The 20,541-nt window shown below is 71.3% G+C and carries 17 protein-coding genes; 11 read left to right on the top strand and 6 right to left on the bottom strand.

The window, feature by feature from the left end:
* Positions 1-22 precede the first annotated feature (22 nt).
* A complete protein-coding gene (malQ, locus tag J4573_RS01495; RefSeq protein ID WP_208253355.1) occupies positions 23-1,789 on the top strand; it encodes a 4-alpha-glucanotransferase in 1,767 nt (588 codons plus the stop codon).
* 55 nt (positions 1,790-1,844) lie between these two features.
* Here malQ and J4573_RS01490 read toward each other — a convergent pair whose 3' ends face one another.
* Entirely contained in the window at positions 1,845-2,786 is a 942-nt protein-coding gene (locus J4573_RS01490) for a hypothetical protein (RefSeq protein WP_243772288.1), read from the bottom strand.
* Positions 2,787-2,938: 152 nt separating this feature from the next.
* Positions 2,939-5,521 (bottom strand): aminopeptidase N, encoded by a 2,583-nt coding sequence (gene pepN / locus J4573_RS01485; RefSeq protein WP_208253353.1) that lies wholly within the window; start codon positions 5,519-5,521, stop codon positions 2,939-2,941.
* Positions 5,522-5,669: 148 nt separating this feature from the next.
* Between pepN and J4573_RS01480 the strand changes: the two genes are divergently transcribed.
* The gene (locus tag J4573_RS01480; protein ID WP_208253802.1) at positions 5,670-6,293 is read left to right on the top strand and encodes a mycothiol-dependent nitroreductase Rv2466c family protein; all 624 of its coding nucleotides are present in this window, start codon (positions 5,670-5,672) and stop codon (positions 6,291-6,293) included.
* A gap of 16 nt (positions 6,294-6,309) precedes the next feature.
* Here the strand turns inward: J4573_RS01480 and nicT are convergent, their stop codons facing one another.
* A complete protein-coding gene (nicT, locus tag J4573_RS01475) occupies positions 6,310-7,428 on the bottom strand; it encodes a Nickel transporter NicT (protein WP_208253352.1) in 1,119 nt (372 codons plus the stop codon).
* 208 nt (positions 7,429-7,636) lie between these two features.
* On the opposite strand from nicT, the gene J4573_RS53515 reads away from it, so the two are divergent.
* The 4 genes from J4573_RS53515 to J4573_RS01450 all read left to right on the top strand — a co-directional run bounded on the left by J4573_RS53515 (position 7,637) and on the right by J4573_RS01450 (position 12,064).
* The gene (locus tag J4573_RS53515) at positions 7,637-8,692 is read left to right on the top strand and encodes an ATP-binding protein (protein ID WP_307796444.1); all 1,056 of its coding nucleotides are present in this window, start codon (positions 7,637-7,639) and stop codon (positions 8,690-8,692) included.
* A gap of 68 nt (positions 8,693-8,760) precedes the next feature.
* Positions 8,761-9,555, top strand: coding sequence for a hypothetical protein (locus J4573_RS01460; RefSeq protein ID WP_208253351.1), 795 nt, complete (start codon positions 8,761-8,763; stop codon positions 9,553-9,555).
* Between the two features lie 24 nt (positions 9,556-9,579).
* Positions 9,580-10,056: a ribose-5-phosphate isomerase gene (locus J4573_RS01455; protein ID WP_208253350.1), complete on the top strand. Its 477-nt coding sequence runs from the start codon at positions 9,580-9,582 to the stop codon at positions 10,054-10,056.
* 40 nt (positions 10,057-10,096) lie between these two features.
* Entirely contained in the window at positions 10,097-12,064 is a 1,968-nt protein-coding gene (locus J4573_RS01450) for a serine/threonine-protein kinase (protein ID WP_208253349.1), read from the top strand.
* A gap of 8 nt (positions 12,065-12,072) precedes the next feature.
* Here J4573_RS01450 and J4573_RS01445 read toward each other — a convergent pair whose 3' ends face one another.
* Complete coding sequence (locus tag J4573_RS01445; RefSeq protein WP_208253348.1) at positions 12,073-12,249, bottom strand: hypothetical protein; 177 nt, start codon at positions 12,247-12,249, stop codon at positions 12,073-12,075.
* Positions 12,250-12,292: 43 nt separating this feature from the next.
* The gene (locus J4573_RS01440) at positions 12,293-13,534 is read right to left on the bottom strand and encodes a GNAT family N-acetyltransferase (RefSeq protein WP_208253347.1); all 1,242 of its coding nucleotides are present in this window, start codon (positions 13,532-13,534) and stop codon (positions 12,293-12,295) included.
* Positions 13,535-13,647: 113 nt separating this feature from the next.
* Here J4573_RS01440 and J4573_RS01435 point away from each other — a divergent pair, with 113 nt between their 5' ends.
* Both J4573_RS01435 and J4573_RS01430 read left to right on the top strand, forming a co-directional pair.
* Positions 13,648-14,763, top strand: coding sequence for a PP2C family protein-serine/threonine phosphatase (locus J4573_RS01435; RefSeq protein ID WP_208253346.1), 1,116 nt, complete (start codon positions 13,648-13,650; stop codon positions 14,761-14,763).
* 80 nt (positions 14,764-14,843) lie between these two features.
* The gene (locus J4573_RS01430; protein WP_208253345.1) at positions 14,844-15,443 is read left to right on the top strand and encodes a VOC family protein; all 600 of its coding nucleotides are present in this window, start codon (positions 14,844-14,846) and stop codon (positions 15,441-15,443) included.
* On the opposite strand, the gene J4573_RS01425 is transcribed toward J4573_RS01430, so the two are convergent.
* Positions 15,440-16,669 (bottom strand): serine/threonine-protein kinase, encoded by a 1,230-nt coding sequence (locus J4573_RS01425; protein ID WP_208253344.1) that lies wholly within the window; start codon positions 16,667-16,669, stop codon positions 15,440-15,442. The genes J4573_RS01430 and J4573_RS01425 overlap by 4 nt on opposite strands.
* A gap of 129 nt (positions 16,670-16,798) precedes the next feature.
* On the opposite strand from J4573_RS01425, the gene J4573_RS01420 reads away from it, so the two are divergent.
* The 3 genes from J4573_RS01420 to J4573_RS01410 all read left to right on the top strand — a co-directional run bounded on the left by J4573_RS01420 (position 16,799) and on the right by J4573_RS01410 (position 20,505).
* The gene (locus J4573_RS01420) at positions 16,799-16,975 is read left to right on the top strand and encodes a hypothetical protein (RefSeq protein ID WP_208253343.1); all 177 of its coding nucleotides are present in this window, start codon (positions 16,799-16,801) and stop codon (positions 16,973-16,975) included.
* Between the two features lie 285 nt (positions 16,976-17,260).
* Positions 17,261-18,628, top strand: a complete 1,368-nt coding sequence (locus tag J4573_RS01415) for a sensor histidine kinase (protein WP_208253342.1) — start codon at positions 17,261-17,263, stop codon at positions 18,626-18,628.
* A 200-nt stretch (positions 18,629-18,828) separates the two neighbouring features.
* A complete protein-coding gene (locus J4573_RS01410) occupies positions 18,829-20,505 on the top strand; it encodes an amidohydrolase family protein (RefSeq protein WP_243772286.1) in 1,677 nt (558 codons plus the stop codon).
* The last annotated feature ends 36 nt before the right edge of the window (positions 20,506-20,541 follow it).

The raw sequence follows: 20,541 nt of genomic DNA, 5'->3' as shown, positions 1-20,541 counted from the left end.
ATTTAGGGGTAGTTGTCCCTCCGTGGCGGACGAACATCTGAGCAGGCTGGCCCGCGCGAACAACGTCTCGACGCACTATGTCGACTGGCAGGGGAGGCACGCAGAGGTCTCCGACGAGACCCTCCACGCGGTGCTGGCCGCGCTCGGGGTGGACCTGTCGCCGCCCCGGCGGCTGGCGCCGGTCCCGCGGTCCTGGGGCTTCACGGTCCAGCTCTACGCCGTACGGTCGCGGGGCTCGTGGGGGATGGGCGACCTGCGCGACCTGGCCGACCTGGCGGCGTGGAGCGGCTCGCTCGGCGCGGGCTTCATCCTGATCAACCCGCTGCACGCCACCGAGCCCGCCGTCCCGATCGGGCCGTCCCCCTACTCGCCGATGAGCCGCCGCTTCACCAGCCCCCTCTACCTGCGGGTCGAGGACGTTCCGGAGTACGCGGACCTGCCCGCCGCCGAGCGCGAGCGCCTCACCGTCCTCGCCCGGCCACTACGCGGCCTGGGCTCGCTCATCGACCGCGACGCGGTCTGGACGGCCAAGCGCGCCGCCCTGGAGACGATCTTCGCCCGGCCCCGGAGCGCCGCGCGCCAGGCCGCCTACGACCTGTTCCGTGAACGCGAGGGACCCGCGCTCGCCGCGTTCGCCACCTGGTGCGCGATCGCCGAGGAGCACGGCGCGGACTGGCATCGCTGGCCCGCCGAGCTCCAGGAGGCCGACAGCCCCAGCGTCGCGCTCGCGGCCAAACAGCTGGCGACGCGGGTCGACTTCCACGCCTGGCTCCAGTGGCAGCTGGACGACCAGCTCGGCGCCGCACAGGCCGCCGCACGGGCGTCCGGGATGCCGATCGGGATCGTGCACGACCTCGCCGTAGGCGTGCACCCGGGCAGCGCGGACGCCTGGATGTACCGGCCGCTGTACGCGCAGGGCATGAGCGTCGGCGCGCCACCGGACGAGTTCAACCAGCTCGGCCAGGACTGGGGCCAGCCGCCCTGGCATCCGCACCGCCTCGCCCAGGCCGCCTACCGCCCGTTCCGCGAGATGCTGGCGGCGACCCTGCGGCACGGCGGCGGGCTGCGCCTGGACCACGCCATGCAGGTCTCCCGGCTCTGGTGGGTGCCCGAGGGCCGTACGGCGGCCGAGGGCACCTACGTCGCCTACGACCGCGACGCCCTGCTGACCTGCCTGGTCGAGGAGGCCGAACGGGCCGGGGCCGTCGTCATCGGCGAGGACCTCGGCACCGTCGAGCCGGAGGTCCGCGACGACCTCGCCACGCGCGGCATCCTCGGCACATCCCTGCTGTGGTTCGAACGCGACCACGAGGGGCGGCCCAAGCGTCCCGAGCACTGGCGGGAGGCGTCGCTGGCCACGGTCGGCACGCACGACATGCCGCCGATCACCGGCATCCTGCACGGTGACCACATCGAACTGCGCGACCGGCTGGGCCTGCTCACCCGGCCCGCCGAGGAAGAGTGGGCCGACCACCGGCGCCAGCTCGCCGAATGGCTGGAACTGCTGCGTTCCGAGGGCCTGCTGAACGGCCCGGACGCCACCGACCAGGAGGTCGTGGCGGCCCTGAACGCCTTACTGTCCCGCACACCGGCCCGCCTCATCGGCATCTCACTGGCCGACGCGGTGGGGGAGCGCCGCACCCAGAACCAGCCCGGAACGGTCGACCAGTACCCCAACTGGCGCGTGCCGCTGGCCGACGCCGAGGGCCGCCCGGTCCTCCTGGAGGCCCTCGTCAGCGATCAGCGCGTCCTGGACGCCATCGCCGCCGTCAGGCGCGTAGAGCCCTGATGCCGCCTGCCGCCTGCCGTCTGCCCGTCTGCCCGTCTGCCGTCGGCCGTCGCCGTCAGGCGAGGGCGGCCGTGATGCGGTGCGAGACCTCGTGGAGGAGGTCGTCGGCGACGAGTTCGGCGCCGGCGATCGCCGAGAAGAGCGCGGGCAGGCCCGGCAGCGGGTAGCCGCGGTCCTCCGAGCCGTCCAGCGCGGCCTTGCCGAGCCGCTGGTGGCGCAGCGACGCCCTCGCGCGCGCCCAGGCCGTCTGGACCTCTTCCGGTGACGGGACTCCGAAGCCGTGCCCGACCGGCGCCGCGTGCCGCAGCCGGACCAGGGCGCTGTCGGTGAACTCCGACGCCAGCTTGCAGCGTTCGGTGAGGTCGGCACGTACGGCGTCGTCCATGCGCGACATCACCGAGCAGGGCGTACGGCAGCGGGCCGCGCAGTCGCCGAGCGCCTGGGCGACCTGGCTGTGCTGGCGGTCCAGGTAGGCGCGCCAGCCGGGCGGCGGCTCGGCCGAGACCCGCAGCGCCCGCTCACACGCCGAACGCTCGGGCCGGGTGTGGTCGCACATCCGCTCGGACCCCGGCTCGACGGGGACGCCGAAGCGGGTGCCCTCCCCGTTCACCGAACGGCCCAGCAGCGCCGGGTCGCCCGCGTGGCCGAGCACCGGCTCCCAGGCGAGCATGGCCAGGTACTCGCTCGCGATGTGGATGGTGGCGACGAGCGGGGCCATCTCCCGGCGCTTCCACCGGATGTCGATGACCTCCAGCAGTAGTCCGTAGGCCGGATGGAGCGTCTTCAGCGCCCCGCGCGGCTGCTCCTTGGGCGCCTGCGGCATCCGGCTCGCCCGCGCCCTGTCCAGCAGGTCCTTGGGGACCTCGCCGACCTCCTCGGGCATGCCGAAGTCCTCGGCGTCCAGATCGAGGACCCGCTGGCCGAAGGCACAGAGCCCGCGAATCCCGGTGTCGGCGGTGAGGGCCTCCAGATCCCCGAACGCATGCCGCTTGGCCAAAGCCCTCAATACATCCCGCGCGCTCTCCACGCTCTAGACCTTCCACCCGACGCCCCGTGACCATGCAATCGCAACGGCAACGATTGCATGGTCACGGAGTGAAGGCCAGGTCAGCTGACACAGCCGGACGGACCAGTTCGATCGAAACCCGTTCAGGCGGAGGCGGCGTCCTTGGCGCGGGCGCGCAGGGCGCGCGCCACGCCGTCACGGCCCTCCGACAGCAGGCGCGCGAGCGCCCCCGGCGGGTCGTTCTCGGCGATGTAGGCCTCGGTCCGGTCGATCGTCGACTGGTCGATGATCAGGAACGGGTAGGCGACCTCGGCGAACGTCTGGGACATGTTGCCGCTCCACTCCTTCCAGACCCGGCCGACCTCGGCGAAGTACTTGTCCACGTACGGGACGAGCAGCTGCGCCTGGTCGGGTTCGACGAAACCGCCGAGCGTGGCGCGGAAGGTGGCGTTCGGCAGCTTGCCGGACAGGATCTGCTCCCAGGCCTCGGCCTTGGCCTCGGCGGTCGGCATCGCGGCGGCGCAGGCGGCGGCGTGCCGTTCGCCCGAGGCGGTCGCGTCCTTCTCCAGCTCGGCGGCGATCTCGGTCTTGCCCGCCTTGCCGGTGACGACCAGGCGGCGCAGGAGGGCCCAGCGCAGCTCGGTGTCGACCGTGAGCCCGTCCAGGCTCTGCGAGCCGTCCAGCAGCCCCTGGAGGTAGGCCAGGTGGTCCTCGGTCGCCGCGACGCCCGCGAACGCCTGGAGGTAGGCGAGCTGGAAGTCCGAGCCCGCCTCGGCCTCGCGCGCCAGGTCGTAGAGCTTGTCGGCCATGAGGCGCAGGCCCTGGTCACGCCAGTCGGGCGCCGCGTACTGCTGAACGGCCGTGCGCGCCTGCCGCAGCAGCGTCTGCGACACCGAGATGTCGGTGACGCCGCGGATGCCCTGCAGCACGAGCTGGATGTAGTCGCGGGTGGCCATCTCGCCGTCGCGGGTCATGTCCCACGCCGCCGACCAGCACAGCGCGCGCGGCAGGCCGTCCTTGATGTCGCCGATGCCGGTGACCAGCGTCTGCAGCGAATTCTCGTCCAGCCGGATCTTGGCGTAGGTGAGGTCGTCGTCGTTCACCAGCACCAGGTCGGGCCGCTTCTTGCCGACCAGCTCCGCCACCTGCGTACGGGCGCCGACCACGTCCAGCTCGACCCGCTCGCGCCGCACCAGCTTTGTGTGGGAGGACGACCCCCCATGCCCCCCGGCAACCGCCTCTTCACCCTCGCCGGTGCGGTCGTACAGGCCGATCGCGACGCGGTGCGAACGCAGCGTCGGGTAGTCCGGCTTGGCCTCCTGCGACACCTCGAACGAGGTGAAGTTGCCGTCGCCGTCCACCTCGTACACCGGGCGCAGCGTGTTGACCCCGGCCGTCTCCAGCCACTCCTTGGACCAGGAGGTCAGGTCGCGGCCCGAGGTCTCCTCAAGCGGGTTCAGCAGGTCCGACAGCACGGTGTTGCCCCAGGCGTGAGCCTGGAAGTAGCGCCGCACGCCCTCCAGGAAGTTGTCCCGGCCGACATAGGCCACCAGCTGCTTCAGGACGCTGGCGCCCTTGGCGTAGGTGATGCCGTCGAAGTTGACCTCGACCGCCTGGATGTCGACGATGTCCGCCGAGATCGGGTGCGTCGAGGGCAGCTGGTCCTGGCGGTAGGCCCACGCCTTCATGAGGTTGGCGAACGTGGTCCACGACCCGGTCCACTTGGTCGCCTCGGCCTGGCACAGCACGCTCATGTAGGTCGCGAACGACTCGTTCAGCCACAGGTCGTCCCACCAGCGCATGGTGACCAGGTCGCCGAACCACATGTGCGCCATCTCGTGCAGGATCGTCTCGGCGCGCCGCTCGTAGGCCGCGTCGGTGACCCGCGACCGGAAGACGTAGTCCTCCAGGAAGGTCACCGCGCCCGCGTTCTCCATCGCGCCCGCGTTGAACTCGGGCACGAAGAGCTGGTCGTACTTGTTGAACGGGTAGGCGCGGTCGAAGACCTTCTCGAAGAAGGCGAAGCCGTCGCGGGTGACGTCCACGATCGCGTCGGCGTCCAGGTGCTCGGCCAGCGAGGCCCGGCAGTAGACGCCCAGCGGGATCACGCTGCCGTCCGCGCGCCGGTACTCGTCGCGCACCACGTGGTACGGCCCGGCGATCAGCGCGGTGATGTAGGTCGACATCACCGGCGTGGCCGGGAAGTGCCACGTCCCGTCGCCCTCACGGTCGGGGGCCTCGTTGGTGATCACCTGCCAGTCCGCCGGGGCGGTGACGGTCAGCTCGAACGTCGCCTTCAGGTCGGGCTGGTCGAAGCAGGTGTACATCCGGTGCGCGTCGGCCGTCTCGAACTGCGTGTAGAGGTAGACGCTCTGGTCGACCGGGTCGACGAACCGGTGCAGCCCCTCGCCGGACCGCGAGTACGTCGCGTCCGCGACCACCCGCAGCTCGTTCTCGGCGGCCAGGTCAGGCAGCGGGACGCGCCCCTTCTCGCCGTCGTAGGAGGCCGGGTCCAGCGCCTTGCCGTTGAGCGTCACCTCACGCACGACACCGCCGTGAAGGTCGACGAACGTCGACGCGCCCGGCTCGGCGCACGCGAACCGGATCTCGGTGGTGGAACCGAACCGCTCCTCACCGGTGGTGAGGTCCAGCTCGACCGCGTAGGACTCCACGGTGAGCAGCCGGGCCCGTTCCCGCGCCTCATCGCGCGTCAGGTTGCCTGCCACATGTACTCCCTGCTCTTCAATTGCGCTCTGTTCTTCAATTGCGCTCGGAGAAGCTGTTCCCCCATGTCTACCAAGACCGGCAGGCCGGGGAATGGGAAGGTCAGGTCCCAGGTTTCCAGTTTGTAAGTCCTGATCTGGCCTGAGGAGGCTGACGTTGACCCCGCAAACCCGTGAACCCGTCGACTTCTGGTTCGATCCGCTGTGCCCCTGGGCGTGGATCACGTCGCGGTGGATCCTGGAGGTCGAGCAGCAGCGCCCGATCGACGTGCGCTGGCATGTGATGAGCCTCTCGGTCCTGAACGAGGGGAAGGAAGATCTACCGGAGAAGTACAAGGAGCTCCTCGGCCGCGGCTGGGGGCCGGTGCGCGTCTGCATCGCCGCCGAGCAGAAGTACGGCCCCGAGGTGCTCGGCAAGCTCTACACCGAGCTCGGCACGCGCCGGCACAACCAGAAGCGCAGGTTCGACCGCGAGATGATCGAGGAGGCCCTGACCGCGGCCGGTCTCGACCCGGCGCTCGCCGACGCCGCCGACTCGGCCGAGTACGACGTGGCGCTGCGCGCCTCCCACAAGGACGGCATCGACCGGGTGGGCGAGGAGGTCGGCACGCCGGTGATCGAGGTCGCCGGGCACGCCTTCTTCGGCCCGGTGGTCACGCCGATCCCGCGCGGCGAGGCGGCCGTGAAGCTGTTCGACGGCGTGCTGGCGGTGGCCTCCACCGACGGCTTCTTCGAGCTCAAGCGGACCCGCACCCGCGACCCGATCTTCGACTGATCGGGGACACCAGCTGTCAGGACGCTTCGGGGTCCGGGTCGCGCAGCGCGGCCGACCAGCGCTGCTCGACCCGCCCGAAGCGCCAGAACGCCATGGCGCCCAGCCACATCACGATGAGGACGCCGGTGATGATGAACCCGGCGATGTTGAGGTCGAGGGCGGCGATCCAGTCCCAGAAGCCGCCGGTCAGGTCGAAGCGCTCCTGCGCGACCTGCAGCAGCTCGGTGCCGCCGATGACGAACGCGAAGACGACCGAGATCCCGGTCAGCGTGATGTTGTAAAAGATCTTGCGGACCGGGTTGGAGAACGCCCAGCCGTAGGCGAAGTTCATGAACGTGCCGTCGATGGTGTCCCAGAGCGACATGCCGGCGGCGAAGATGATCGGCAGGCAGAGCACCGCGTACCAGGGCAGGCCGCTGGCCGCCGCCGCGCTGCCCGCGAGCGCGAGCAGGCCGATCTCCGAGGCGGTGTCGAAGCCCAGGCCGAACAGGAAGCCGAGCGGGTACATCTGCCCGGGCTTGGTGATCGCCTTGGTGAACCGGCCGAGGATGCGGTTCATGAAGCCGCGGTTGTTGAGCTGGTCCTCCAGCGCGGCCTCGTCGTAGCTGCCGCGCTTCATCTCGCGGAAGATCTTGACGATGCCGACCAGGATCACCAGGTTGATCGTCGCGATGATCGCCAGGAACGTGCCGGAGACGGTCGGGCCGATGGTCCCGGTCACGGTGTGCAGCCCGGACTCGTCGTCGCTGATGCCGTTCGCCAGCGTCTTCACGCCGACGCCGAGCAGCAGGCAGGAGACGAACACCACCGAGGAGTGCCCGAGCGAGAACCAGAAGCCGACCGAGACGGGCCGCTGGCCCTCGGTCATCAGCTTGCGGGTGGTGTTGTCGATCGCGGCCAGGTGGTCGGCGTCGAAGGCGTGCCGCATGCCGAGCGTGTAGGCGGTGAGGCCGATCCCGACGCCGAAGATCTTGCCGTTCCCCAGGTGGTAGTCGCCGGGGACGACGAGCAGGAGCAGCATGCCCCAGCCGGCCAGGTGCAGGAACGCGATGAACGCCGCCATCCCGGCGACCCGGCGCCACTCCGCCGAGGAGAGCCGTCCGCGCAGGCCGTTCCCCGTCGCAACGCCCGCCATGTGCCCTCCACCGTGCCCACCGTGCTCTCTCATCCCGACCCTCCACAGTGTCGCAGTTGCAAATCTTTTGCAACTACGGGGGTGTTGTCACTACGGGTCGTTCGTCGCCGCGCCCGGCGTGGATTGCCTGCGATGGCGGGGGATGCGCCATAGACTGCTGCGCTCGTAGATGGCAACGGTTTTCATATCCGGTTCCGGAGGTCACGTCGTGAAGGTCGCGTTCGTCGGCAAGGGCGGCAGCGGGAAGACGACGCTGTCGTCGCTGTTCGTGCGGCATCTGGCCGCGGCGGGGATGCCGGTGGTGGCGATCGACGCCGACATCAACCAGCACCTCGGGGTCGCGCTCGGTCTCGACGAGGAACGGGCCGCCAAGATCCCGCCGATGGGCGAGCGGCTGACCGAGATCAAGGACTGGCTGCGCGGCGACAACCCGCGCATCGCCTCCGCCGCGAGCATGGTGAAGACCACTCCGCCCGGCGCCGGCTCGCGGCTGCTGCGGCCCGGCGACGACGACCCGATCCACGCGCTCGCGCAGTACGTCGGGGTGGGCGGTGGGAGTGGAGACGGCGGGGTGGGCGGGGGGAGTGGAGACGTCGGGGTGGGCGGCGGGAGTGGAGACGGCCGGGTGGACGGCGGGAGTGCGGACGGCGGGGCCGGGATCCGGCTGCTGGCGACCGGCCCGTTCAACGACGACGACCTCGGCGTGGCCTGCTACCACTCCAAGACCGGCGCGGTGGAGCTGTACCTCAACCACCTGATCGACGGGCCGGGGGAGTACGTCGTGGTCGACATGACCGCGGGCGCCGACACCTTCGCCTCGGGCCTGTTCACGCGGTTCGACCTGATGTTCCTGGTCGCTGAGCCCACCCGTAAGGGCGTCGGGGTCTACCGGCAGTACACCGACTACGCCCGCGACTACGACGTCGCGATCTCGGTGGTCGGCAACAAGGTCCAGGGCGAGGAGGACGTGGACTACCTGCGCGAGCACGTCGGCGACGACCTGCTGACCTGGCTGGTGCAGTCCCCGGCCGTACGGGCGCTGGAGCAGGGCCGCGAGGGCGTCGAGCTGGAGGCGGTCAACCGCCGGGCGCTTGGCCGGATGCGGCAAGCCGTCGACGCCCGTGCCAAGGACTGGGACAAGTTCCAGCGCCAGGCCGTCGAGTTCCACGTCAAGAACGCCAAGAGCTGGGCGAACCGCGCGGTCGGCGAGGACCTGGAAGAGCAGGTGGACCCGGGTTTCCGCTTCCCAGGGGTGCGGGCGTGAACCACTGAGGCACGAGCGTCACCGCCGGGGTCTATCCGGCCAGGGGTGATCCCGTTTACTGTGCGCGCATGAACTCGCGCCGGGGGATGGCCGTCGCCATCGGCGCGGTGGGGCCGGTCGCCCTCATCGCGCTTCTGCTCGCCAACCAGTGGGTCAACCGCAAGTTCCTCGAGAACGGGACGACCCGGCCCGACAAGGCGCTCGGGCCGCTCGTGCAGTGGCTGGAGTTCCCGTACTGGCGGCTCACCACCGAGGGCCACTTCCTGGGCTTCAAGTACGTCGCGATCATGGACATCAGCCTGCTGCTGTTCTTGGTGTTCGTCGGCGCGCTGGCGGCCGTCGGGGTCCGCGTGCTGGACCCGGCGCGGGGCGCGTTCGGCGCGTTCATCGTCGGCTGGTGGGCGGCGCTGGTCGCGGGCGGTGCCGCGGGCCTCATCCGCGGCTTCCTGGTCAAGACGCTGATGACCGACCTCTACCCGAAGTCCATGTCCACCTCGGTGATGTGGCAGACGGTCGGCCAGGGGCTCGGCTTCGGCTTCACCTACGGCTGGCTCGCCGGCGTCGGCGCGCTGGTCGCCTTCTCGATGACCAGGTCCAAGGGCATTGGAACGCAACATGCCCCGGCCGGGGGCGCGCCCATGCACCCCTCGGCGATGCCCTACGCGCCGCCGTCGTCGAACCCGTACGGCTCGCCCTATGGCCCGCCGCCCGCCCAGCCGCCGGGCCACGCGCCCGGAGCGCCGGGCTGGCAGCCGGGCCCTCCGCAGACGCCTCCGCAGGCCCCGCCCCCGGGTGGCCCGCCCGGCTCTCCACCCGGTTCTCCGCCTCGGCCGTACGACGGCGGGCCGCCGCCCCCACGCTGATCGGAGCCTGCGACAATGCTGGCCATGCGCGTGTTTCTTGGGAGCGACCATGCGGGCTTCGAGCTGAAAGAGCACCTGATCGGCTGGCTCAAGGCCAACGGCCACGAGCCCGTCGACTGCGGGGCCTACGTCTACGACGAGATCGACGACTACCCGCCGTTCTGCCTGCGGGCCGCGGAGAAGACCGTCGCCGACCCCGGCAGCCTGGGCATCGTGATCGGCGGCTCCGGCAACGGCGAGCAGATCGCCGCGAACAAGGTGAAGGGCGCCCGGGCCGCGCTGGTCTGGAACGAGGACACCGCCCAGCTGGCCCGCGAGCACAACGACGCCAACGTCATCAGCATCGGCGCCCGCCAGCACGACGTGGACACCGCCACCCGGTTCGTCCAGATCTTCCTGGAGACGCGCTACTCCAAGGAGCCGCGGCACACCCGCCGGATCCGGATGCTGAGCGCGTACGAGCACACCGGCGAACTCCCGCCGCTCCCGCGCGAGGGCTGATGTAGATCGGAAGCCGCCTTTCCTGGTGGAATGTCCACCCATGAGAGGTGGCACGGAGCTCGGCGGCCGGTACGTCCTGGAGACGCTCATCGGCCGCGGCGGCATGGGCGAGGTCTGGCGGGCCACCGACACGCGGCTGAAGCGCAGCGTCGCGATCAAGGTCCTGGCGGCCGAACTGGCCTCCAACCCCGCCGCGATCGCGCGGTTCCGCCGGGAGGCCGAGACGGCCGGGGCGCTCCAGCACCCCGGCATCACCGTCGTCTTCGACATCGACGAGTCACGGGACACCGACGAGTCACGGGACACCGACGAGTCACGGGACACCGACTCGGGCGAACGCGTCGTCTTCCTGGTGATGGAGCTCCTGGACGGCCAGGACCTGCGCGCCCTGATCGACGCGCACCCGAACGGCATGCCCGCGCCGAACGCGATGTGGCTGGCGGTCCAGGTCGCCGACGCGCTCGCCGCCGCCCACTCGCGCGGCGTCGTGCACCGCGACATCAAGCCGCCCAACCTCATCGTGCTCGCGGGCGGGCGGCTCAAGATCTGCGACTTCGGCATCGCCCGGCTCGCCGACGCGTCCACCCAGCTCACGGTCGGCGGCGGCTCGCTCGGCACGCCGCGCTACATGGCGCCCGAGCAGTTCCGCGGCGGCTCGGCCGAGGCGCGCAGCGACCTCTACGCGCTCGGCTGCGTGCTGTACGAGATGCTCGCCGGGCAGCCCCCGTTCAGCGGGGAAGGCGGCATGCCCGCCCTCATGTACCAGCACCTCAACGACGAGCCGCCGCCGATCGAGCGCCCCGGAGTGCCCGAGGACCTCGCCGCTCTCGTACGGGAACTGCTCGCCAAGGACCTTGAGGCCCGCCCGGCCTCCGCCGCCGACGTCGCCGGTCGCCTGCGTGCGATCTACCGCACCGCGGGCCAGGTCGCGGGCGCTCAGCTCACCACGCCGGAGCCGGTCTCGGCCGGAACGCCGCCACCGAACGTTCCGCAGCCGACGCAGCCGACCCAGCCAACCCACCCGACGCATCCGACCCAGCCAACCCACCCGACCCCACCGACTCATCCGACCCCACCGACTCATCCGACCCCACCGACTCATCCGACCCCACCGACTCATCCGACACAGATCGACCAGCCCGCGCCGCGCAAGAGCCGGCGGCGCCTCTTCGCGGCCCTGGGGGCCGCCGCGGCCGCCGTCGCCATCGCGGTCGGCGTCAGCGCGGCGGTGCTGGCCGACAGCGGCGGGAAGCCCGACCCCCACCCGACCGGTACCGGCAAGCCGACACCGACGGGGCCGGTCACGCCCGCGAAGGCGGTGCCGGTCGTTCCCGGCTGGCAGGTGGTCATCGACGAGAAACGCCAGGTCGCCTACGACGTTCCGCCGGGCTGGCAGGTGCCCGACCCGTCATATGTGGCCTATTTCGCCGACGCCAAGGGAAATCCGACCGTCGGCGGCACGCACGTGGCACAGGTCAGGGGCTCGGGGAAGGCCCACTGTGTGCTCGCCCAGGCGGCTCTGCGGGGCGGGTCGGGCATCACCGGTGTGGCCGCCGACCAGCTCAACGGCCTCAAGTCCACCGCCTATGCGGCGGCCCAGCAGTGGGCGGTCGCGGGCTGGACGGTCAAGGGCAAGGCGCCCGTCCTCGAGCACGGCGACGACCGGACCATGTCGTTGCCGGGCGGCATCCGGGCCGTCGACCACAGTGTCACGATCAAGCGGGTGGGCGGCGCGAGCCCGTGCACCTCCGCCGCCGCCAAGATCCATGTGCTCGCGGCGGCGGCCCGGGAGGCGTCGACGTCGGGGCCGCTCACCCTGGTCGTGTTCGATGGACCGAACGTTCCGGGCGCGGACGAGGCGACCGTCGGCAAGATTCTCGGCAGCCTTCGCGCGATGAAGTGCGACCCGTACGACGGCCCCAAGACCGGAGCCGTGCTCTGCCCTCCGGATTCGCAGCAGAAGACCCGCGCGCCGCTACCGACGCCCTTGCCTTCGTCCTCCTCCTGAGGGCCGGGTCAGTTCTTGCGGGGCGGGGCGCCGCGCTTGCCCAGGCGGCGGCGTTCTCCCTTGGCGGAACGGGTCTGCGGCTTCGCGGAGTCGGCGGGCTTGGGCGGCGGGGGAGGCTCTTCGCCCTCGGGACGCGGACGTGAGACGTCGCGCGCCCGCATCGCCGCGTCCACCGTGATGCGCATGCCCGGCTGAACCACCTGCGACCACCTCCCAGAAGACCTGCTCCTAAAAGACCATTGGACACCACGGGGCGGGGTCCCAGGCAAGTGCGCGGGACAGCGCATCGACCGCACCGGCGTTCAACTCGCGGACCAATCCGGCCTGCGCCGGGCCCTGAAGTCCCACTCCGCCCAGGTAGGCGGCCCCCAGGATGTGGATGGGCATGGCGATGTGCGCGGAACGCATCGTTCGTTCACAACGGGCGCCCGCAGCCCCGCCGGAGAGATGCCAGCGGCCGGAGTTCCAGGCGCACACCGGATCGTGCACCTCGATGACGACGTCGATGTCGCAGCCGTACACCCGCCCCTGGAGCGCCCGGTCGACGTCGACGACCCGTACCCACAGGCCGTCGTTCACCTGGGCGCGCAGCCGCCGCGGATCGGCGAGCAGGTGCAGGAGGGGGTCGTCCACCGGGCGGCGCGCCGCGACGACCGCAGAGGCCAGATCGCGGTCCAGCAGGTGCCGCCAGAGCGCCGCGTACGCGGACGGGTCGACGGCGACGAGCTCCATGATCGAGATCTGGTCGTCGGGGATGCGTTCGGCGGTGACGCGCTGCTCCACGAAGAACAGCGCGTAGCCGCGCGCCCGCGCGTCGTCCTCGGCGATCACGCAGCGCAGCGCGTTCGGCTCGCGGTGGTAGAGGCGCTTGTGCCACCAGGCGCCGTTGCGGGCGAACTGGCCGGGCCGCCCGGCCAGCTGCGCGTCGTACACCGCCGACAGCCGCGGCCAGGCCTCGTCGGGGTCGGCGACCGTCAGCCGCAGCCCGTGCCCGCCGCCCCGGCCCGCCTCGCCGGGCGCGCCGGTGATGAACGCCGACTCGCCGCGCCGGACCCGTACGGCCATGTCGCGGGACGCGCAGCCGAACCCGAAGCGCTGGTAGAACCCGCCGCTGCTGCTGAACAGCGCGGCGACGGCCTCGCCCCGCTCGTGCAGGTCGGTCAGCTGCCTGCGCATCATCGCGCGCAACACGCCGCGCCGGCGGTGCGAGGGCAGCACGCCGACCTTGGTGATCCCCGCCACGGGCAGCACGCCGCCCGGCACGCTCATCTCGAAGGCGTGCGCGATGGCGGTCCCGATCAGCAGCCGGTCGTCGAACGCCGCGAGCGTCCGGTCGAAGTCGATGAGCGGCCGGTTGGCCTCGCGGTTCTCGATCGGCCTGGTGACCCCGAAGGACTCCATGAGCACGTCCCAGAACGCCGGGTACTCGGCCTCGCCGATCGGTCTGACGGTGTACGGAGCGTCACCCATGGTCCTCCCCGGGTCGGCGGCGGGCTACTTCGCGTCGCTGGACCGTTTCAAACGGTCACGGGTGGCGCGGATGCCGTTCCACTGGGCCCGATGGTCGGTACAGTGCCGGAGTCATGCTGCAACGTCTGGTCCACCTGCTTCCGCCACGGGTCCGCGCCTTCCTGCGCAGGATTCCCATACTCGTGCGGATCTACAGGTGGCTGCGGCGGGGCAAGCTGACCCGGGAACGCTATGTGTTCGTCGCCCTGGCGATACTTACGGTCGCCCTGGGCCTCGCGGCCGCCGAGTCGCGTGCCTGGGCTCCGTCGGGCGCGCTGGTCCTCACCGTCGTCGGCGGCGGCCTGCTGCTCCGGGTGCGCACGCTGTCCGCCCTGCTCGTGGTGGTCCTGGTGACGATCACCTACGACGCCTGGCACGACCGTTCGGCGATCGGCCCGGGGATGATCGCGACGCTGACGATCAGCGGCGTGCTGGCCCTCACGCTCGCCCGCACCCGGCAGCTGCTCGGCGTGCAGGGCCTGCGCGGCGACTCGATGCTGCTGGAGCTGCGCGAACGGCTGCGCCGCCAGGGCGAGATGCCGCCGCTGCCGGACGGCTGGGACACCCAGGTCGTGCTGCTGCAGGCGGGAGGCTCCTCGTTCGGCGGCGACTTCGTCGTGTCCACCTGCGACGGCGACCGGCTGGAGGTCGCGCTGGTCGACGTCTCCGGCAAGGGGACCGACGCCGGCACCCGCGCGCTCATGCTGTCGGGCGCTTTCGGTGGATTGCTTGGATCGATCCAGAGTGACCGCTTTCTCCCGGCTTGCAATGCTTACCTGCAACGACAGCGCTGGGATGAGGGTTTCGTCACCGCCGTCCACGTGGTGATCGATCTGGCCACCGGCGAGTACTCCGTGGAGTCCGCCGGCCACCCGCCCGCGGTCCAGTTCGACGCCGGCAGCGGCACCTGGCAGGTCAGCTCTGCCAAGGGCGTCGTCCTCGGCGTCGTCCCCGACCTGCGCTCCGAGCCCGAGCGCGGCCTCCTCCGCCCCGGCGACGCCCTCCTCCTCTACACCGACGGCCTGGTCGAGATGCCCGGCCGCGACCTCGACGCGGGCATCGACCGTCTCCTGGGCGAGGCCGAACGCCTGGTCCCCGAAGGCTTCCGCAAGGGCGCCAAGGAACTCGTCGAGGCCATGGCCGCCGCCCGAGACGACGACTGCGCCCTGGTCCTCATCTGGCGCACCTGATCAACCGGTCCACCTGATCAGCCGGTCCACCGATCAGCCGGTCCACATGATCAACGGGTGCCCGTGATCAACTGGTGTCCATGATCGACCATCTCGTCTACGCCGCTCCCGACCTGTCCGCCGCGGTAGCCGACATCGCCCGCCGCACGGGCGTGGACCCGATCCCCGGCGGCCCGCACGTGGGCCTGGGCACCCGCAACCACCTCCTGGGCCTGGGCGGCCCGACCTACCTGGAGATCGTCGGTCCCGATCCCGACCAGCCCGCCCCTGACGCGCCCCGCCCGTTCGGCGTGGACGACCTGACTGCTCCCGCCCTGGTCGCCTGGGCCGTAGCGACGAGCGACATCGACGCCGCCGTCGCGCGAGCCCGCGCCGCCGGTTACGAACCCGGCCCCGCCCACGACATGTCCCGCCGCAGACCTGACGGCCGGGTCCTCCAGTGGCGGCTGACGCCACTGATCACCGGGCTCGTTCCGTTCTTGATCGACTGGGGCGACACCCCGCACCCCGCCGCAGAGCTGCCCGTCGTCCCGCTCATCTCGTTCGAGGCCGTCCACCCCGAGCCCGACGCGGTCCGCGCCGACCTCGCCGCTTTGGGGGCCGAGCTGCCCGTACGGCAAGGCGGCCGCGAGCTGCTCACCGCTCGTCTTCAAGGGCGTGAGGGTGTCGTCTCGCTTTAGCCGGGGTGTTTGCGGTGCTTGTTGCGGCGGGGCTTCTTCTTGGGCTGTTTCGGGGGCTTCCTGGGGTGCGCGTGCGGGGGAGGCTTGGGCTTCGGCTTGATGGAGGGCGCCGGCGGCGGGGGAGCGGGCGCTGAGGTGGTGGGGGCGGGGTCGGCCGCCTTGTCGTTGTCGCCGCCGGTCATGCCCATGATCAGGGCTCCGATGAGGACCGTGGCCACGGCAGCGCCTGCTCCGGCCAGCAGACGGGTCTTGAGGGCGGAACGCGGGGCGGGCTGTGGGGCGTCCATGGTGCGGAGGATCTGGGTGTCGCCTGAGCCCGGCGGTAGCGGAACAGGGCCGGGGGCCGGGACCGCGAGCGGGGCGGGGAGCTGCGCTGCGGTAGGGGCGCGCCTGGGGGTTTCCTGGCGTTCGACCAGGGTGAGCATCAGCTCGGAGGCGGCCGGGCGGTCCTCCGGGTCCTTGGCGAGGGCGGAACGGACGCTCGCCGCCAGGGATTCGGGGAGGCCGGTGAGGTCGGGCTCGTCGTTCATGACGCGGAGGGCGGCCTCGGCGGGTGGCCGGCCCTCGGTGTCGAACGGGAGGCGGCCCGTTCCGGCGCGGACGACCAGGCAGCCCCAGGCGAAGATGTCGGCGGCCGTCGTCGCGGCGTGACCGGCCAGGACCTCGGGCGGCATCCAGCCGGGGGTGCCGAGGGCCGTGCCGGTTCCGGTGAGCGTGGAGGTGGAGTCCTGGCCCCGGGCGATGCCGAAGTCGATCACCCGGCAGCCGGAGAGCGTGAGGACGACGTTGGCGGGCTTCAGGTCGCGGTGCACCAGGCCGGCCGAGTGGATGGCGGCCAGGGCGGTCGCGACGCCGACGGCGACGCCGTGCAGGTCGGCGGGCGGGAGCGGGCCGTCGCCGGTGATCCGGCGCTCCAGCGTCATGCCGCCGACGTACTCGCTCACCAGGTAGGGGCGGCCGTCGTCCTCGCCGTGGTCCAGCACCGTGGCCGTGCAGAACGAGGCGACCCGCCCGGCGAGGTCGGCCTCGCCGGAGAAGCGGGCCCGGAACCCGGGGTCCATCGCCAGTTCGGGGTGGATGACCTTGACCGCGACCTGGCGGCCCGTACGGTCCTCGCCGAGGTAGACGGTGCCCATGCCGCCCGCGCCGATGCGGCCGAGCAGCCTGTGCCCGCCCAGCGTGCGCGGGTCGGAGGGCAGCAGCGGGCCGGTCGCGTGAGCGTCCATGAGGGGGTGGGTGTCCTTTCGGGCGGGAGTGACCGGCCCTGTCGATTGTGCCCGTCGATTGTGCCCGAAGACCCGATCGGTCCGGAAACGTGATCGTCACTTCGATGTTTCACCGTGTGCACAGAGGCCGTGCAGAGTGGTCAGTGGATCGGCAACCGGCCCGATGACCTCGCCGGATCCTCCTCGGCGGGCGGGGTCGCGGTGGTTGGCGGCATCGAAGGCGATGTCCGCGCGGACGGCACCCCAGGGGTGGGAGGCGCCGCACGCGCGGACATCGATTCGGGTTTTTCCGATAAAACCTATTGACTTAGTAGGGATCGGAACCCAGGATGGTGACTGCCGGCCCCGCGATGGCGGAGCCGACCGTCCCCGCCGTTCGGGGCGCTCTTACGGCGGGTCCGCGCGGTGACCGGGACGGCGACGGCACGGCCCGTCCCGGTCACCGGCGAATCGCCCGGTAGGTTTCGCAAGGCAATGGTTTGGTTACAACCAGTTCTGCTGATCGTTGTACATCTCCATACGCTCACCCCCCAGGCGTGCGAAGCCGCACGGTAGCCGCCGTGCGCGACCGGGGACGGGAGGGCGCCGGGGATGACCGCCCACAGGGTGCGTTGGCCGCCGTCGAGGTGGTCCCTGCGGGCGCGCGTCACCGGGGTGGCGATCGCGGTGGTCGGCTGCCTGCTGATCGTCGGAGTCATCGCGTTCTACCAGGCGATCCGGCGGACGGTTTACGAGCAGCTGAACGACCGGGGTCAGCAGGCCGTCGCCGAGCTGGTCGACCTCGAGGAGTCCTCGAACCCGCGCGGCGCCGGGGCGCTGCACGACGAGGTGCAGGGCTTCTCCATGCTCCAGATCGTCGACGACACCGGCCGCGTCCTGGCCTCCAGCAGGTCACTGGCCCATAGCGCGGCGATCACCACCGAACGGCCCGACGGCGACGGCGGGCTCGCCGTGACGGTCTCGGTCCCGGGCGTGGCGAACGACATCTACGTGGTCGGCCGCCGGGTGCACGACAAGGACGGCTGGCGGACCGTCTACGCCGGGTCGCCGATGACCGAGTTCAAGCAGGCCAAGGGGTTCTTCCTGGGCACGCTGGTGCTCGGGATCGCGCTGATCCTGGCCCTGCTCGGCTGGGCCGTCTGGCGCGCGGTCCGGCGGGCGCTGCGGCCGGTGCGGGTGATGAGCGCCGAGCTCACCGCGATCACCGGGGGCGAGGGTGAACGGCGGGTGACCGTGCCCGACTCCGGCGACGAGGTCGCCGAGCTGGCCGAGTCGGTGAACGTGACGCTGCGCCGGCTGGAGGGCGTGGTCGAACGGCACCGCGCGTTCGTCGCCGACGCCTCGCACGAGCTGCGCAGCCCGCTGACGGGCCTGCGCGCCCAGCTGGAGGTGGCGCTGGAGCACCCGCGCGACGAGGACTGGCCGACGGTGGCGCGGGCCGCGCTCGCCGACGCCGACCGGCTGCAGCGCATCGTCACCGACCTGCTGATGCTGGCCAAGCTGGACGCGGGCGTGCAGGTCGAACGTGAACCGGTCGACCTCGGCGAACTGGCGCGCGACGAGGGCAGGCGCCGGACGCGGCGGGTCCCGGTCCACGTGGACGCCGAGGAGGGCGTGATGGTGGTCGGCGCCCGCGCACACCTGATCCGGCTGCTCACCAACCTGCTCGACAACGCCGAACGGCACGCCGAGACCGGCGTCTGGATCACGGTCGGGCGGTCGGGCGGCGAGGCGGTGCTGGAGGTCGCCGACGACGGCTCGGGCATCCCGGCGGAGGACCGCGAGCTGGTGTTCAAGCGCTTCCACCGGCTGGCCGAGAGCCGCAAGCGCGACACCGGCGGCAGCGGCCTCGGACTGCCCATCTCCCGCGACATCGCGGCGGCCCACGGCGGCAGCCTGGTCGCCGAGCCCAGCGAACGCGGCGCATGTCTAGTGCTCCGGCTGCCACTTCTGCCATGAGGTTCTAACGTGAAGAGTATTCACGTATAGCTCCCTCTCGTGATACTGATCATCTGACGGTGTAAGCGAACGCTTCTTTGGTGCTCGCCTTCGGCGTCCGCCTCTGCCATCAGCCTGTGTTCGCTTCTGTCATCAGCCTGTGTTCGCTTCTGTCATCAGCCTGTGTTTGCTTCTGTCATCAGGAAGGGGTGCTCCCCCCGATGCCCCGCAAGATCCCTCCGGTCGGACGACCGCTTGCGCTCCTGGCCGCTGCGCTGCTGAGCTGCGCGGCCCTGCTCACCGCCCCGGCGAACGCGGCGTACGCCGATCCCGGGCCCCAGACCGGCGAGGACGGCGTCAACGTCACCGGCGCGCCGTTCCGCGGCACCACCCCCGACGGGCAGGTGCGCGGCTACATCGACGCGCACACGCACCTGATGTCGTACGAGGGCTTCGGCGGCGACCTGCTGTGCGGCGAGGCGTTCGACCCGCGCGGCATCCAGGAGGCGCTGCGCGACTGCCCCGACCACGGCAAGGACGGCTCGCTCGCCTGGTTCGAGAACTTCGTCAGCAAGGGCAGCCCGTTCGGCACGCACGACACCACCGGCTGGCCCACGTTCAAGGACTGGCCCGCGGCGCACTCCCTCACGCACCAGCAGGCGTACTACACGTGGGTGGAACGGTCCTGGCGCGCGGGGCAGCGCATCCTGGTCAACCAGCTGGTGTCCAACCGGACGCTGTGCGAGCTCTACCCGCTGAAGAAGTACCCCTGCGACGAGATGAGCTCCATCCGGCTCCAGGCGCAGAGCACGTACGCGCTGCAGGACTACGTCGACAAGCAGAGCGGCGGGCCGGGCAAGGGCTGGTTCCGCGTCGTGCGCAACCCGGACGAGGCGCGCCAGGTGATCGAGCAGGGCAAGCTCGCCGTCGTGCTCGGCATCGAGACCTCCGAGCCGTTCGGCTGCCGGCAGATCGGCGGGAGGCCGCAGTGCACCGCCCAGCAGATCGACAGCGGCCTGGACGAGATGAAGAAGCTCGGCGTGAGCTCGATGTTCGTCTGCCACAAGTTCGACAACGCGCTGTGCGGGGTGCGGTTCGACCCCGACACGACCGGCGTCATCATGAACCTCGGCAACTTCTACGGCAGCGGCCGGTTCTGGCAGGCCGACACCTGCCGCGAGCCCGAGCACGACAACCCGATCACGCCCGCCAACGACCTCACCGACCTGCTCGCAGGGCCGCTGGCCTACCTGCGCCCGCTCGGCGTCACGCTGCCGATCTATCCGAAGGCGCCGCACTGCAACATCAACGGCCTCACCGACCTCGGCGCGCACATGGTCCAGGGCATGATCAAGCGCGGGATGATCGTCGAGGTCGACCACATGAGCGCCAAGGCCGCCGGCCAGACGCTGTCGATCCTGGAGAAGGCCAAGTACTCCGGCGTGATCTCCGGGCACAGCTGGATGGACATGGGCTACGCGTCGCGGGTCTACAAGCTGGGCGGGATGGTCACCTCGTACGGGTCGCCGGCGCCCAGCTTTGCCGGCGAGTGGCGTACGGCCAAGAAGGCGAGCGACCCGCGCTACCTGTTCGGTTTCGGGTACGGCCTGGACGCCAACGGCCTCGGCCCGCTGCCCGCCGCCCGCGCGAACAACCAGGCGAACCCGCTGCGCTACCCCTACACCTCGCCGTTCGACCCGAACGTGAAGCTGGACCGCGAACGGACCGGCGAGCGTACCTGGGACGTCAACACCGAGGGCGTCGCCAACTACGGCCTGGTGCCCGACTGGCTCGCCGACGTCCGCAACGTGGCGGGCCCGGAGATCATCGCCGACATGTCGCGCGGCGCGGAGGCCTACCTGGAGATGTGGAAACGAGCCCGCACCTACAAGCCCTAGAAGCCCTAGCCGGCTGCGGCAGCCAGCTGCGGCGTC

Source organism: Actinomadura barringtoniae (assembly GCF_017573505.1).
GTDB classification, from domain to species: domain Bacteria; phylum Actinomycetota; class Actinomycetes; order Streptosporangiales; family Streptosporangiaceae; genus Spirillospora; species Spirillospora barringtoniae.
The sequence above is the reverse complement of the archived record's forward strand: the minus strand, read 5'-3'. Positions and strand labels throughout refer to the sequence as shown.

Excerpts from the sequence above, each read along its gene's own strand:
- nicT (WP_208253352.1), bottom strand. The coding sequence starts at position 7,428 with ATGGCGGGCGTTGCGACGGGGAACGGCCTGCGCGGACGGCTCTCCTCG.
- J4573_RS01460 (WP_208253351.1), top strand. The coding sequence starts at position 8,761 with ATGAACTCGCGCCGGGGGATGGCCGTCGCCATCGGCGCGGTGGGGCCG.
- J4573_RS01455 (WP_208253350.1), top strand. The coding sequence starts at position 9,580 with ATGCGCGTGTTTCTTGGGAGCGACCATGCGGGCTTCGAGCTGAAAGAG.
- J4573_RS01450 (WP_208253349.1), top strand. The coding sequence starts at position 10,097 with ATGAGAGGTGGCACGGAGCTCGGCGGCCGGTACGTCCTGGAGACGCTC.
- J4573_RS01445 (WP_208253348.1), bottom strand. The coding sequence starts at position 12,249 with ATGCGCATCACGGTGGACGCGGCGATGCGGGCGCGCGACGTCTCACGT.
- J4573_RS01440 (WP_208253347.1), bottom strand. The coding sequence starts at position 13,534 with ATGGGTGACGCTCCGTACACCGTCAGACCGATCGGCGAGGCCGAGTAC.
- J4573_RS01435 (WP_208253346.1), top strand. The coding sequence starts at position 13,648 with ATGCTGCAACGTCTGGTCCACCTGCTTCCGCCACGGGTCCGCGCCTTC.
- J4573_RS01430 (WP_208253345.1), top strand. The coding sequence starts at position 14,844 with ATGATCGACCATCTCGTCTACGCCGCTCCCGACCTGTCCGCCGCGGTA.
- J4573_RS01425 (WP_208253344.1), bottom strand. The coding sequence starts at position 16,669 with ATGGACGCTCACGCGACCGGCCCGCTGCTGCCCTCCGACCCGCGCACG.
- J4573_RS01415 (WP_208253342.1), top strand. The coding sequence starts at position 17,261 with ATGACCGCCCACAGGGTGCGTTGGCCGCCGTCGAGGTGGTCCCTGCGG.
- J4573_RS01410 (WP_243772286.1), top strand. The coding sequence starts at position 18,829 with ATGCCCCGCAAGATCCCTCCGGTCGGACGACCGCTTGCGCTCCTGGCC.